Source organism: Mycobacterium sp. (assembly GCF_025965855.1).
GTDB lineage: Bacteria > Actinomycetota > Actinomycetes > Mycobacteriales > Mycobacteriaceae > Mycobacterium.
Window position 1 is genome coordinate 43,518 of record NZ_JAOPWB010000007.1, and the last position, 14,061, is coordinate 57,578.

The window sequence follows — 14,061 nt, forward strand, 5'->3', positions numbered from 1 at the left end:
TTGATGCAATCCTCAGTTGGATTAACGCTGATCATCTACCTAAGCGGGTGGCTGTCAAACGTCATATTCGGATGTTTAACTATTTCCGCCGAGGGTCATACTCTGTACCGGAAGTATCGTCCCAGAACTTAGGTGACACTTCTGTGACTCGATCTTCGGGAGCCACGGCGTCGACCTTTGCCTGGAACTCATCGAACATTTTTCGAGCAGCCGCTAGTTCCTCTTCTGTCGGCGGAGTTACCCCTGCCTCTTCCGGCGTTGAGAAAATCTTTCCGGCGATTTCTCTACTCACTATGAATGCTCCTATCTCTTCTGGGCTCTTCTGGGCTGCGAGGTCAACTGTGATTTCACCGTTCAATCATCTCGATAATCGTCTTGCCTGTCAAAGGGTCTATCGTCTTGCCTGCAACAAAGAAATGTGTACCCGGAGGAAATAATATCTCGCGCTCGCCGGGAAACATTGAGACGGACGAGACGTCGCGCCCCGTAAAGGAAACTATCCTAAACTCCACATTCCCCGAGAAAGCCGTGGACCGTGCAACAGCAGGATTCGTTGTAGTACTTACGAAAGCCTTTTCTGTGATAACTTCACCCGGTCGATATTGCGCAAGCACGTCGGGCGAAAGGTCAGTGCCCCGAACTACCGGCCCGCGATACGTGGGAAGCTTTTGCAACGCGTTCTTTATGGCTTCGATACGAGCATGATGAGACGCATCCACCGCATTGCTCCTCAACGCGTCGTTTAAGTCTCGAAAGCCGAACCCAGTGTAGTTGGCAAGGGCGGATAGATCATGCGGGCGCAATGGGTCGCTCAGGCTCGGATGATCACCGCCGTCGGCAGGCCCGTCGTGCTCGCCGCCCTTATCACCGGGTTCGTGAGGCTTGGCGTGCTGGGGTGGCAGTTTGGCTTCGCGACCACCCAGCGGATCGCGGCGGTCGCCGGGCCCTGGAGGACGATTGCTGTGCGGTGGCTTCGGTTCGCCCGGCGGCCCACCATCGCCGGCCCCGCGCGGGCTGCCGCCCGGTATCGGCATTCCGGTGGGGCGACCCCCCGCGGCCGGCGCATGCGGCACTGATTTGGCCGGCGGCGCGGCAACGGATGGGTGCGCAGCGACGGGTTCGGGTTCAGATCCAGTCGCCGCCGCTGGCGCACGGGCAGGCGAATGGTCAGTCAGCTGCGGAATCGTCGAGGGCACTCGCTCGCCCGCCGCGGCGGGCACAGGTGCAAGTGATGAAACGGCGGCGGGGACTGACGGCGATTCATGCGCGCCCTCCGCCGGCGCGGTGACAGGTTCATGCGGACCTTCCGGCGGTACCGAGGCAGGTTCATGCGGGCCTTCCGCCGATGCCGGCTGATGCGGACGTTCTACCGAAGCCGGCACCGATTCGTGAAGAGCACCTACCGGAGGTGACGCCGGTTCATGTGGGGTATCTACCGCCGGCGGCCCTGCATCATGCGGACCGCCCACAGGCGCGAGCGTCGGTTCATGCGAACCCTCCACCGGCGCCGATACCGGATCGTGTGGACCCGCCGCAGGTGCGAGCGTGGGTTCGTGCGTCGCAGTCGGCGGCGCCGGCGCCGATTCGTGCGGACCAGCCATACCCGCGCCCGCTGGCGCAGCCGGAGCCTCTACCGGTGCCGACGGTGCACCATGCGGACCGCCCGCGGTTGGTGCCGGTGCAGCCGGAGTCTCTAGCGGTTCGTGGGGGCCAGCTGCGTGCGCCGGAGCTGGCGGAGCACCCGGCGCCGACACCGGATCGTGTGCGCCACCGCCGGCTGATACAGGCCCCGACGCTGGCGGGCCACCCGCCGGATCGTGCGGGCTACCACCCGCCGGTGCCGGCTGACCACCCGCCCCACGCGGCTCCGGAGAATCCGGCTCTGGCGCGGGCGCCGGGCTCTCCGGCGTACCCGGCGCGGTGTCCGGCGCGCGCGGTGCCGGCCCGACCGGCGCCTCGGGCGCCTTTGGAGGTAACGCCACGGGCTGGCCGCTCAGCGAAGGCTCGATCTCGGGCAGATTCCCGGTAACGCCTTCAAGGTCTTTGGTCAGACTGCTGCCCGTCCCGGTGATATCGGCCAACGCACCGCGGGGACCCGCGACACCCGCTATCCCATCGGCCGCTCTCGCGGCGGCACGCTCGGCGTCCACAGCGGCCTCGGCGCCTTGTGCGGCCACTCCACCGGCTTCCGCCGCCCCGCCGACTTCCCCTTCCCCGGGAATGAAAAGCATTGCGCCATCGAATACGTTCTCCCCGAAGCCCAATCCCGGTCGGGCCGTGCTCCAATCGTCAAGGTGCAGCAGCGATTTGAGCTGCTGCCAGTTCGCTTCGCCGGCCTCCTGAGGGTTAATGACGGCGTTGAACAGACTTCCTTTCCACAAGCCTTTCCCCAAGCCCGCCCAGGTCTCGGCTGCACCGTGCGGATCCACGAGGAACCACCGCGGGTCGAGATCCCCGATGGATAGCGCCATTCCGACAGCGCCCTTTAAGACACCCTCATTCGCATTGACAAAAACGTCGAAAGCGGTCGCCACCTGATTCCCGACAGCATCGCCCAGAAAGTCTGTCAACTCACGGCGCACGTACTTTTCCAGTTTGACGACCAAGCCGTCGACGATCCCCAAACCCTGCTTGACGCCCTGTTCGGCGGCCCGGGCCTCGCGCCCCAAGTTGTGCAGTACGTCGTTGATGTCCTTGGCGATCTTCCTGATCTCGTCGAGCGCGTCGCCTTTGACGATCAGCATCAGGTCGTGCCCCAGGTCGGTCAGTGACCCCAGCCGGTTCAACAGATCGCGGATCGAGTTCTGGGCGTGGTCCACCTCGTTGGCGAAACCGTCGAGGGCGGTGGCCAGCTTTCCGGAGGCCTCGCCGATTTGCCCGATGCCGGTGCCGATTTGCGACAACGCCTCGTCGATCTTCCCGCCCTCAGGAATCTGATGCGCATCCAGTAGCGACTTGGCAGCGTTCAGCGCGCTCCGCATCCCGCCCGCCGACCCGGCGAAGCCCCGCCAACGAGCCGCGGCCGCATGCAGCCCGGCCACGTCGCCGTCGGGCCACACATCGTCGACGAACGACTCCACCACCGCCCAAAGCAACGGTGGCGGCTGCCCTTTACCCCAGGTCCCCGGCGGAACCGGGGCCGTGATCTTGGCAGGCTCGGCAGGCGCCTGCAAAACGTCGGCGCCACCGCCGAGCTTGGAGGCGGCTTCGGCCTTCGAATAGTTCGACGCGCCTTGCTGTATCAGGGCCCCGCTCTGCCGGCACGCGTTGATGGCGGCCGCCGCGGCCTTTAACAGCGACTCGGCCGAATCCTGATAAGCGAGGCCGAAGACCTCACCGGCCGCATCCAGGCCGGTGTGGGCCGCAACACCAGCGGTCAACACCGTCAGATTCGCGGCCAGGCCATCGCCGGCGCCGATCACCGCGCTACCCACGGCGAACAGCGCCTCAGGATCGACGACCAACGGCACCACGCGCGAAATTCTCGCCCAGCTCGCCGCGCGCCGCCAATCACCCGGTCGCGCGCCAAGCTAGCCAGGACGCGCTATGACCACAACACTCACTCCCCAACACCCAGTGCGATGCGGTGACGGCCCGCCGGTACCGCCACCGTCAGCCCGGCCGGCTGGTCGTCGAGTTGCACCGCAGTCCCGTCGGGTAGCCCGGCAAGCGTGATCTGCGCGGCGGTGTCGGTGGCCACCATGATCGTCGACGACGGCAGCCCGGCCAGCCCGGCGCGCGCAACGTCGACAGTGAGGCCAGCGACCCCGGCGAGGCGCAGCGTCAGATACGGCAGCGCGCCGACGGGCCGTCCCACCTGCCAGTCCAGCTCGCTATACAGCCCGGGGGTCGGGTCGAAGTGCGGGACAAAGCCGCGGTGATGCCGAATCGTGTGCGTCGGGTCCGGGCGGGCATACGACCGCGCGTCGACCTCGGCCACGGCCCCGCGCCGCGCGGTCACCACGAGATCGGCCGTCAGCTCTGACAACCACCACACCTGGTGCGGCCCGATACCCAAATCCGCGCGCACCAATTGCGGATACCACGCGAACGTGATGTGGCCCGGATCGGCTTGGCGCAGACCGGTTCCCATGTGCGAGATCGGGTCCTCGAACTTGTCCTGAAGCACCCAGGCGATGTGGTCCTCGAGCGGATAGACGGTGAACCGGTGGCGGTAGCCGAGGCGGTCGAGTTCGAGCACCTGCTCGGCCGCCGACGCGAACGGCACCAGTTCATCAACCAGCCCGTGCGCGATGACATACGGCAGCCAGCGGGCGTTCACCAGCAACTTCCAGGTGTCACCCTCCCGGGCGCAGGGCGAGTTCAGGTCAAGGTCGGCCGGGATGTCGACGTTGGGAATCAGCCGCACACCGCACGCCGGCGGACCGGCCAGGACCACCGCCTGCGAGAAGACCTGCGGATAGCTCAAGCCGAGCTTGTAGGCCGCGTACCCGCCCATCGAATAGCCGGAGATGACAGTGCGATTCGGGTCGGTGCCCAGCTGTTCGGCCACCCGCGCCCACACTTCCCACACGTCGAGTTCGCCGGTGTCGAAGTACCAGGTCGACGGGCCCCGGGCCAGCGGCGTGACCACCACCGAGTCGCGGCCCTCGCAGACCTCGCGCAACAGCCGAGGGTCGATCGCCGCGAACTGGCTCTGCCCGAGCGCAAGCGAGTGCAACAACAGTGTCAGCGGCAGCGCGCGGCCCGGCGCGTAACTCGACGGCAGGCAAATCGAATACGGCTGGACGCGGCCGAGGAACTGCGGCTTGGTGCTCAAAATATCGTCGGCGGCGATACCTTGCCCGAGCTCGACCGAGGACACGTACCAGCGGGTCGACGGGCCGGTGATCAGCGGCTCGGGCTCGGTGTCGCGCGCGGCGAGCTGCGCCCACGGCACGGTCAGCGCGAACGCGGACACGTCGCCGCTGCTCAGGGCCGCGGCCTGGGCCGAATCCGACCAGAAGTTCAGGTGCGGCGGCTCCTGCGCGTTGGTGCGAAACGCGACGTTGTAGACGTTGGGTTGGCCGGGCAGCGCGCCGCGCCCGGCGGGCACGTCGGCGAACTCCTCCCCCGCCGCGTTGGCCAACCCCGCAGCCAGCCGGACCGTCCAGCTCCCGGTCGGTTCCACCAAGGACCGCGGAACCTGCGCCAAAAACGACCGCGACTCCATGTCGACGCCGTGCTCGACCGGCGTCCTCACCTGGGTGGTCAGGTCGATCAGCGCGGCCCCGCTGCCCGACACCAGCAGGGCCATGTCGATGCCCTCCGAGCGCACGCCCGCCCCCGCGGGCCAGTCCGCGGTGGCCGTCCGGGCGGGGTCGGTGTCGAAGGTGAACAGCGCGATGGGAACCGAGGCGTCCAACAGCGTGTTCCAGTCGACCCGCCACCACGTGTGGGTGTCGGTCAACCCGATGGCGACGCGGAAGATGTCGGCGCCGTTGCGGGCCGCGGGCCCATCGGGATAGACGTAGGTGCCCCGTGGCGGCGCCTGGATCTTCAGATCGCCGACCGGGATGCCCGTCGCGCCGTGGTCGTCGTATAGGAAGTCGGTCCAGAACAGGGCACCGCCGGCCAGCCGGCCCGCGCCGCAGGTGCGCGGAAAATCCTCGCCGAACGGCCAATTCGACGGCACGGGCAGCCGCGGCTCGGGACGGCGCGCCGCAGGGGGCACGCCCTCGGGCATCCCGTCGACGACGACGAGCTCGCCGGGCGGCGCCGGGGCGGGCGCAATGGGGCGCAACACCGCGTCGGCGATATGACGCGCGACGCGGAACGGGAGCAGCGTGAGGTCCAGGATCGACACGCCGCCCAACCTACGCGGGAGGGATGACCCCAGCTAGGACGCGGGCACCACGATCATTTCGTGCGGCCGGTTGTTGAGGGCCAGCGCGCCGTCCTCGGTGACGACGACGATGTCCTCGATCCGGGCGCCCCACCGGCCGGGAAAGTAGATGCCGGGCTCGACGGAGAAGGCCATGCCCGCCGCCAACGGCACGTCGTTGCCGGCGACGATGTACGGCTCCTCATGCACCGACAGCCCGATGCCGTGCCCGGTGCGGTGCACGAAAAACTCCGCGAGCCCCGCCTCGGCCAGCACGTCGCGGGCGGCGGCGTCGACCTGCTCGGCGGTCACCCCGGGACGCACCGCGTCAAGGGCCGCGCGCTGGGCTCGTTGTAGCACCGAATACTGTTGCGCCACATCGGCTCTGGGCTCACCGATGCTGTAGGTGCGGGTGGAGTCGGAGTGATAGCCGGGCTCGTAGGCTCCGCCGATGTCGACGACGACGACGTCACCGACTTGCAATTCCCGATCCGAATAGCCGTGATGCGGGTCGGCCGCATGCGGTCCGGAGCCTACGATGATGAACGCCACCTCCGAATGCCCTTCGGCGACAATCGCTTCGGCGATGTCGGCGGCGACGTCGGCCTCGGTGCGGCCCGGGCGCAGGAACTCGGGCACGCGGGCGTGCACCCTGTCGATGGCCGCACCGGCCTTGCGCAGCGCGTCGACCTCGCATTCCTCCTTGACCATCCGCAATTCGCGCAGCACGTCGGTGGCCAGGACCGGAAGCACGCCAAGCACGTCGGCCAGCGGCAACAGGTGCAGCGCGGGCATGGAATCGGTGACGGCGGTCGCGGCGGGCCCGCCGCCCAAAGCGGCGCTCACCAATCGGTACGGATCCTCGCCGTCGACCCAATCCCGCACCGCCAGGCCGAGTTCCGCAACGGCCGACCCCTTGAGGGAGGCCAGCTCAAGCCGGGGCACCACGACCGTCGCGTCGCCCAAGGCCGGCAACACCAGGGCGGTGAGCCGCTCGAGGGTCTGGGCGCGCGAGCCGACGAGGTAACGCAGGTCGCAGCCCGGGGTGATCACCAGGCCGGTGAGGCCGGCGTCGGCAGTCGCGGAGGCGGCCGCGGCCAGCCGGCGCGCATACACGCCCGCGTCGAATCGGTGGGAATCCATGGCAGTGAGGCTAACCCGCTCGGTTGAACGTCGACTTGTTGCGCCGATTTAGCTGAGTGGTCAACATCAAGTCGACGTTCGGCGGCGTGAGACCATAGCCCGCATGCCCGCACCCGTGTTGCTGCTCGACGGCGCCAGCATGTGGTTCCGCTCGTACTTCGGGGTGCCGTCGTCGATCACCTCCCCCGACGGCCGGCCCGTCAACGCCGTGCGCGGGTTCATCGACGCGATGGCCGTCGTGATCACCCAACAACGGCCCGGCCGGCTGGTGGTGTGCCTGGACCTGGATTGGCGGCCGCAATTCCGGGTGGACCTCATCCCGTCCTACAAGGCGCACCGGGTCGCCGAGCCGGAGCCGGAAGGCGAGCCGGACATCGAGGAAGTGCCCGACGACCTGACGCCACAGATCGACATGATCATGGAACTGCTGGACGCGTTCGGGATCCCGACGGCCGGCGCGGAGGGTTTCGAGGCCGACGACGTGCTGGGCACGCTGGCGGCGCGGGAACGCACCGACCCGGTCGTCGTGGTCAGCGGAGACCGCGACCTGCTGCAGGTGGTGACCGACGATCCCGTCCCGGTTCGGGTGCTCTACCTGGGCCGCGGGCTGACCAAGGCCACCTTGTTCGGGCCGGCCGAAGTGACCGAACACTACGGCGTCCCGCGGGAACGGGCGGGGCCGGCCTACGCCGAGCTCGCGCTGCTGCGCGGCGATCCGTCCGACGGCCTGCCCGGTGTGCCGGGCGTCGGTGAGAAGACGGCGGCCGCGCTGCTGGCCCAGCACGGTTCGCTGGACCGGATCCTGGCCGCCGCCCACGACCCAAAGTCCAAGATGGCCAAGGGTTTGCGCGCGAAGCTCCTGAGCGCCACCGATTACATCGAGGCCGCCGGCCGCGTGGTGCGGGTGGCCACCGATGCGCCGGTCGCGTTGTCGACGTCCACCGATGCCCTACCGCTGGCCGCGGTCCATCCGAAACGCACCGCCGAATTGGCGACCGAACTCGGCGTCGGGTCGCCGATCGCCCGCCTGCAGAAGGCGCTCGACGCGCTGCCCGGCTGACCGCCTCTACTGGGGCCGGCCCACCTCGTAGGTGCCCTTGCTGTCCTGGAAGGTCACCGTCACGTGCTTCTTGGCGCCGTCGATGTTGACGTCGCAGTCGAACGTGCCGCCCTTCTTGACGACGGGGTCCTGGCCGTGGTTGCACGAGACGTCTTTGACGTTCTTGGCGCCGTAGCCGTTGGTCTCGTCGCTGAGGACCTGCTGGACACCGGCCTGCGCCTTGCTGACGTCCAGTTTGGTGGTGACGAAAAACCCGGGCTGCCAGAAGCCGAGCACCAGCACGACCGCGATCAGCAGCAAGGCGATCACGCCGGCCACGCCGCCGATCAGCGCCATCGAGCGCTTCTTCCCGGGCTGTTGCTCGTAGGGGGGGTACTGCTGCGGGTATTGGCCGGGCTGTCCGTATTGACCCGGCTGACCGTATTGGCCGTACTGTCCGGGCTGGCCGTACTGGCCCGGTTGGGCGTACTGGCCGTACTGGCCGGGCGCGGCGTACTGCGTGGGCTGTTCACCGTACTGCGCGGGTTGGCCGTAGCCGGGCTGCTGGGGGTACTGCTGCGGGTATGCCTGCTCGGCCGGCTGCTGTTGGTATTGCGGGTACTCGGCGGGCGGCGTGTAGGCCGGAGCCTGCCAGGTGTGCTCCTGGCCCGGCTGCTGGTGCGGCTGCCAGGGCGACGGCGCGACCTGGGTGGGCTCCGAGGACTGATCGCCGGTCTGACCGGGCGGCTGCCACTGGTGGCCCGGGTCCGATCCCTGCGGTCCGCTCATTCTTTCTCTCCTCAGTTCCCTTGTGTCCTGGCCCTGTAACGGTAGCTCGGCCCAGCCTACCCGGCGTCAACTGCGACGACGCCGCGCCGGACGTCATTGATGGCGCGCTTGGCGGCGGCGCGAAGCTCGGCATCCGGTGCGGCGTTGCGAACCTGGTCCAACAGGTCGAGCACCTGGCGGCACCACCGCACGAAGTCCCCGGCCGACAACGGCGAGCCGGCACCCTGAGCGTCGGCGGCGGCCAGCGCCGCGGCCAGATCTCCCGTCCGGGCCCACCGGTAGATGACGTTGACGAAGCCGTCATCGGGTTCGCGGCTCAGGGCGATCCGGTGCGCCTGCTCGTCGGCGCGCAGCCCGGCCGACAGCCTCGACGTGTGCTGCAGCGCCTGCCGCAGCCGCTGTGTGGGCACCTCCGCGGCCAATGCGGCACCGGCGCCGTCGCCGCCGCGGGACTCGTAGAGCACCGCCGAGATCACAGCCGCCAACTCGGCCGGCTGCAAACCCGCCCACGCGCCGGTGCGCAGGCATTCGGCGACCAACAGGTCGCTCTCGCTGTAGATGCGGGCCAGCAGCCGGCCGTCGTCGGTGACGTGGGGGTCGGTGGCCGGACCCTGGATGAAGCCGCGTTCGGTGAGCAACCCGACGATCCGGTCAAACGTGCGGGCCAACGAATTGGTGGCGGCGCCGACCTTTTTCTCCAGTTGCGCGTTGTCGCGTTCGACGCCCAGGTACCGCTCGGCCTGGCGCAGCTGGGGTTCGAGGTTGGGGGCGCTGTGCGCGGGGTGCCGGCGCAGCTCCGCCCGGACCGACGCCAGCTCCGGGTCGTGGAACGCACCGTACGCGCCATCCCCATCACCGCGACCGCCGCGACGCGTGGCCGGAATGGCCAGCCCGGCGGCGGCCGACCGCAGCGCCGAGGCCAGGTCGCGGCGCACTCGTGGCTGGCGGTGTTCGACGCGCTTGGGCAACGACATCGAACCGACCGGTGCCGTCGCGCCCGAATAGTCCGCCGACGAAATCCGCCCCGCCCACCGGTTTTCGGTGAGGACCAGCGGGCGCGGGTCGGAGCTGTCGCGGGCCGACTCCAGCACAACCGCGAGCCCGCCGCGCCGGCCGTGCGTGATGTTGATGATGTCGCCCCGGCGCAGCGCGGCCAGCGCATCGCTGGCGGCTTGCCGCCGCTGCAGCCGCGACGCGCGGGACTGCGCGCGCTCCATCTCGGAGATCCGCGCACGCAGCCGCGCGTATTCGAAGATGGGCGCGTCCTGTCCGCCGAGCTCGGCGGCGATCTCGTCGAGCATCCGCTGGCCGCGCTCGATGCCGCGGACCAGGCCGACGACCGAGCGGTCGGCCTGATACTGGGCGAACGATTGCTCAAGCAACTGGTGCGCCTGTTCCGGGCCCATCCGGTGCACCAGGTTGATCGTCATGTTGTACGACGGGGCGAACGAACTGCGCAGCGGGAAGGTGCGCGTGGAGGCCAGGCCGGCCACCGCGGAGGGTTCGGTGGTTTCGTCGCTGGGATTCCAGAGCACCACCGCGTGGCCCTCGACGTCGATGCCGCGCCTGCCGGCGCGGCCGGTCAGCTGCGTGTACTCCCCCGGCGTCAGCGGCACGTGCTGCTCACCGTTGAACTTGACCAGCCGCTCGAGCACCACCGTGCGCGCGGGCATGTTGATGCCCAGCGCCAGGGTTTCGGTGGCGAACACCGCCTTGACCAGGCCGGCGGTGAACAGCTCCTCGACCGTGTGCCGGAACACCGGCAACATCCCGGCGTGGTGGGCCGCCAATCCGCGCAGCAATCCCTCCCGCCACTCGTAGTAGCCGAGCACCGCCAGGTCGGAGTCGGCCAGGTCCCCGCACCGGTGGTCGATCACCTCGGCGATCTGCGCGCGCTCCTCCTCGGTGGTCAGCCGCAGCGGCGACCGCAGGCACTGCTGGACGGCGGCGTCACAACCGGCCCGGGAGAACACGAACGTGATCGCCGGAAGCAGCCCCTGTGAATCCAGGATCGCGATCACGTCGGGCCTCGCGGGCGGCCGGTAGAAGCGCGGCCGGCCGGAACCGGCCCGCGAACCTCCTCCTCTTCCCGCCTGCCGGCGGGGACCACGCCCGTCCGACATCCGGTCCGCCTCGCGGCGATGGGCGATGTGGCGCAACAGGTCTGGGTCGACGCGAAACTGGTGCTTCTCGGCGGGCTCGTCGGCGTCCCGATAGTCGAACAGGTCGAACAGACGCTTGCCCACCAACACGTGTTGCCACAGCGGGACGGGCCGGTGTTCGTCGACGACGACGGTGGTGTCGCCGCGGACGGTCTGGATCCAGCCCCCGAACTCCTCGGCGTTGCTCACCGTCGCCGAGAGGCTGACCAGCCGCACCTCGTCGGGCAGGTGCAGGATCACCTCCTCCCACACCGGGCCTCGCATCCGGTCGGCCAGGAAATGCACCTCGTCCATCACCACGTAGGAAAGCCCTTGCAGCGCAGGCGAATCGGCGTAGAGCATGTTGCGCAGCACCTCGGTGGTCATCACCACGACGGGCGCGTCGCCGTTCACCGACATGTCGCCGGTCAGCAGCCCGATCCGGTCGCGGCCGTAGCGCGCGGTCAGGTCGGTGTGCTTCTGGTTGCTCAAAGCCTTGAGCGGTGTCGTGTAAAAGCATTTGCCGCCGGACGCCAGCGCCAGGTGCACGGCGAATTCGCCGACCACCGTTTTGCCGGCGCCGGTCGGCGCGCACACCAGCACGCCGTGGCCTCGTTCCAGCGCCGCGCAGGCCCGCTGCTGAAAGTCGTCGAGCGAAAAACTCAGTTCGGCGGCGAACCGCGCCAGCTCGGGCAGTTCGGTCACGCCGCTGCCGGATCGCGCGAGGGTGCGCAAATGTACGTCAACATCGGCGTGTCGGTGCACAGACACGCACGCTCGCGCGAAGGGGAACTACGTGACATCGTCATGCTGACCGGCGGTGAACGAGGGCTCCGGGATCTGCTCCGATATCGGCGCCGGCGGCTCGATCACCGACGCCTCGTCGTCGGGAATCGTGACCTGGGCTTCGCGCTTGGCCTTCCGCCTGTCGTGCAGTCGGGCGATCTGGATGGCGAACTCGAGGAGCACCGACAGCGCAATCCCGAGCGCCGTCATCGAAAACGGGTCGGAGCCGGGCGTGAAGATCGCGGCGAAGGCGAACATGCCGAAGATCAGCCCGCGCCGCCACGACTTGAGCCGCTGGTAGGTCAGCGCGCCCGTCATGTTGAGCATCACGATCAGCAGCGGGAACTCGAAGCTGACCCCGAAAACGATCAGCAGGTTGATCAGGAAGCCGAAATACCGGTCCCCGGACAGCGCGGTGACCTGTACGTCGCTGCCGACGGTCAACAAGAACCCCAGCGCCTTCGACAGCACCAAGTAGGCCAGCACGGCGCCGACGACGAACAACACCGCGGCCGGCACCACGAACCCGACCGCGAAGCGGCGCTCCTTCTGGTAGAGCCCGGGCGTGATGAACGCCCACAGCTCGTAGAACCACACCGGGCAGGCCAGCACGAGCCCGGCCGTAAGCCCGACCTTGAGGCGCAACATGAATTGGTCGAACGGCGCGGTGGCCAGCAGCCGGCACTGCCCGTCGGCGCTGATGGTGGCCCGCGCCGATTGCGGCAGCGAACAATACGGATGGCGCAACCACTCGCCGAGGCTTTCCAGCCCGAAGATCGAATGCGAGTACCAGACGAACCCGAAAATCGTCGTGACCAGGATCGCGGCCAGCGAGATCAGCAGCCGGGTGCGCAGCTCGGTCAGGTGATCGACCAGCGACATCGTCGCGTCCGGGTTGGAGCGGCTGCGCCTATTGCGAGGGTTGAGCCGTCTCAGCAGGCCGGCGGTGCGCGCTGAAACCTTGAAGCCTTTCACGGGGGTCGGTAGCGGCCGGTCAGTGGCGCTCGGGCACCGCGGCGACGCGGCTAGGCCGGGCGCGCTTCGGTGTGCCCCTGCTCGGTGGCCGCCGGCGGGTCGACCCGCTGCGACTGCACGGGCTGCGGAGTTTCGAGAGAAGGCGTTTCGGGCTTGCCTTCGGTCTGCATTTCACGGATTTCCGACTTGAAGATGCGCATCGACTTGCCCAACGAGCGCGCCGCATCGGGGAGCTTCTTGGCACCGAACAGCAGGATCACTACGACAGCGAGGATCGCCCAGTGCCACGGACTAAGACTGCCCACTTTGATTACCTCCAGACATCCACCCGATGCTACCGCAGCGCAGCGTTGCGCCGGTGTGCCCGCGCCACGGCGTGGTGAGCCCCAACGGCGCCGCGGCCCGGGCTTCTTCTAGTTCAAGACCTGGTAGGACTCCAGGGCCGCCGCGGCCGCATCCCGTACACGGTGAGCGAGGGACTGCGGTTCAAGCACCCGCACGGCTGACCCGAAGCCCAGCAGCAGGCGCGTCATCCAGTCCTCCGAGGCATAGGTCATGACGGCCTCACACGACCCGTCGGCCAGCTCGAGCACCTCCCGCATCGGGTAGTACTCGAACATCCACGAGGCCGCGGGCGCCACCCACAGCCTGGCCGACGGCAGCGACGGATCGCCGTCGAACAGCGAGGTGTCCGGCGGCGCGTGCAGCGCCGGTTCCGGCGGGGCCGCCGGCTCGCCCAGCTCGGTGGCGTCCACGATCCGGTCGAAGCGGAACAGCCGAACGCCTTCGGCGTCGCGCGACCAGGCCTCCAGGTAGCTCTGCCCGCCGATCAGCAGGACGCGGATGGGGTCGACGATCCGGCTGGTCAGGGTGTCGTGCGAGGCGGAGTAGTAGTCGATGGCCAGCGCGCGTTTGTACTGCACCGCCGTGCGGACCGCGGCCGCGGCCCGACTTTCGACGGGCGCGGGCTCGTCGACTGCTGTGCCCGGGGTCCCGAGAACCGAAGCGTCCTGCCCGACGGCGCCGGCGGCGGCCTCGATCTTGGCGATCGCGCTGCGCGCCGCCTCCGGGTCGACGACGCCCGGGATGTCGGCCAGCGCCCGCAGCGCCACCAGCAGGCCGGTGGCCTCGGGCGACGTGAGCTTGAGCGGCCGATCGATGCCCGCCGAGAACGTCACCTCGATGGTGTCGCCGGAGAACTCGAAATCGATGAGGTCACCCGGGTAATAGCCGGGAAGACCGCACATCCACAGCTGGTTGAGGTCGTCCTCGAGCTGCTTCGCCGACACGCCGAGGTCCGCGGCGGCTTCGGCGCGGGTGATCCGTGGGTTGGCCTGAAAGTACGGCACCATGTTGAGCAGCCG

10 protein-coding genes are annotated in these 14,061 nt (G+C 68.7%); 1 reads left to right on the forward strand and 9 read right to left on the reverse strand.

Going from position 1 to position 14,061, the window contains the following annotated elements; translation table 11 throughout:
• Positions 1–79 precede the first annotated feature (79 nt).
• The 4 genes from JWP83_RS00645 to JWP83_RS00660 all read right to left on the reverse strand — a co-directional run bounded on the left by JWP83_RS00645 (position 80) and on the right by JWP83_RS00660 (position 6,967).
• Positions 80–358 carry a hypothetical protein gene (locus tag JWP83_RS00645; protein WP_297724602.1) on the reverse strand — a complete coding sequence of 93 codons (279 nt, stop codon included), beginning with the start codon at positions 356–358 and terminating at the stop codon, positions 80–82.
• Complete coding sequence (locus tag JWP83_RS00650; RefSeq protein WP_297724605.1) at positions 348–3,473, reverse strand: ADP-ribosyltransferase; 3,126 nt, start codon at positions 3,471–3,473, stop codon at positions 348–350. The genes JWP83_RS00645 and JWP83_RS00650 overlap by 11 nt, the downstream gene beginning before the upstream one ends.
• 86 nt (positions 3,474–3,559) lie before the next feature.
• Positions 3,560–5,806, reverse strand: coding sequence for an alpha/beta hydrolase-fold protein (locus tag JWP83_RS00655; protein WP_297724609.1), 2,247 nt, complete (start codon positions 5,804–5,806; stop codon positions 3,560–3,562).
• A 33-nt stretch (positions 5,807–5,839) separates the two neighbouring features.
• Entirely contained in the window at positions 5,840–6,967 is a 1,128-nt protein-coding gene (locus JWP83_RS00660) for a Xaa-Pro peptidase family protein (protein WP_297724612.1), read from the reverse strand.
• A gap of 103 nt (positions 6,968–7,070) precedes the next feature.
• Here JWP83_RS00660 and JWP83_RS00665 point away from each other — a divergent pair, with 103 nt between their 5' ends.
• Complete coding sequence (locus JWP83_RS00665; protein ID WP_297724615.1) at positions 7,071–8,027, forward strand: 5'-3' exonuclease; 957 nt, start codon at positions 7,071–7,073, stop codon at positions 8,025–8,027.
• Between the two features lie 6 nt (positions 8,028–8,033).
• On the opposite strand, the gene JWP83_RS00670 is transcribed toward JWP83_RS00665, so the two are convergent.
• The 5 genes from JWP83_RS00670 to JWP83_RS00690 all read right to left on the reverse strand — a co-directional run.
• Positions 8,034–8,795 carry a DUF4333 domain-containing protein gene (locus JWP83_RS00670; RefSeq protein WP_297724618.1) on the reverse strand — a complete coding sequence of 254 codons (762 nt, stop codon included), beginning with the start codon at positions 8,793–8,795 and terminating at the stop codon, positions 8,034–8,036.
• 56 nt (positions 8,796–8,851) lie between these two features.
• Entirely contained in the window at positions 8,852–11,641 is a 2,790-nt protein-coding gene (locus tag JWP83_RS00675) for an RNA helicase (RefSeq protein WP_297724621.1), read from the reverse strand.
• Positions 11,642–11,728: 87 nt separating this feature from the next.
• On the reverse strand, positions 11,729–12,697 hold the full coding sequence (tatC, locus tag JWP83_RS00680; protein WP_297724624.1) for a twin-arginine translocase subunit TatC: 969 nt from the start codon (positions 12,695–12,697) through the stop codon (positions 11,729–11,731).
• Between the two features lie 50 nt (positions 12,698–12,747).
• Positions 12,748–13,002 carry a Sec-independent protein translocase subunit TatA gene (tatA, locus tag JWP83_RS00685; RefSeq protein ID WP_297724627.1) on the reverse strand — a complete coding sequence of 85 codons (255 nt, stop codon included), beginning with the start codon at positions 13,000–13,002 and terminating at the stop codon, positions 12,748–12,750.
• Between the two features lie 108 nt (positions 13,003–13,110).
• Positions 13,111–14,061 (reverse strand): YafY family protein (locus tag JWP83_RS00690; RefSeq protein WP_297724630.1); only part of this gene is annotated, 951 nt, incomplete at its 5' end.

What these genes read in the sequence shown, in the direction of transcription:
- JWP83_RS00660 (WP_297724612.1), bottom strand. Translation starts at nt 6,967, where the DNA reads ATGGATTCCCACCGATTCGACGCGGGCGTGTATGCGCGCCGGCTGGCC.
- JWP83_RS00665 (WP_297724615.1), top strand. Translation starts at nt 7,071, where the DNA reads ATGCCCGCACCCGTGTTGCTGCTCGACGGCGCCAGCATGTGGTTCCGC.
- JWP83_RS00670 (WP_297724618.1), bottom strand. Translation starts at nt 8,795, where the DNA reads ATGAGCGGACCGCAGGGATCGGACCCGGGCCACCAGTGGCAGCCGCCC.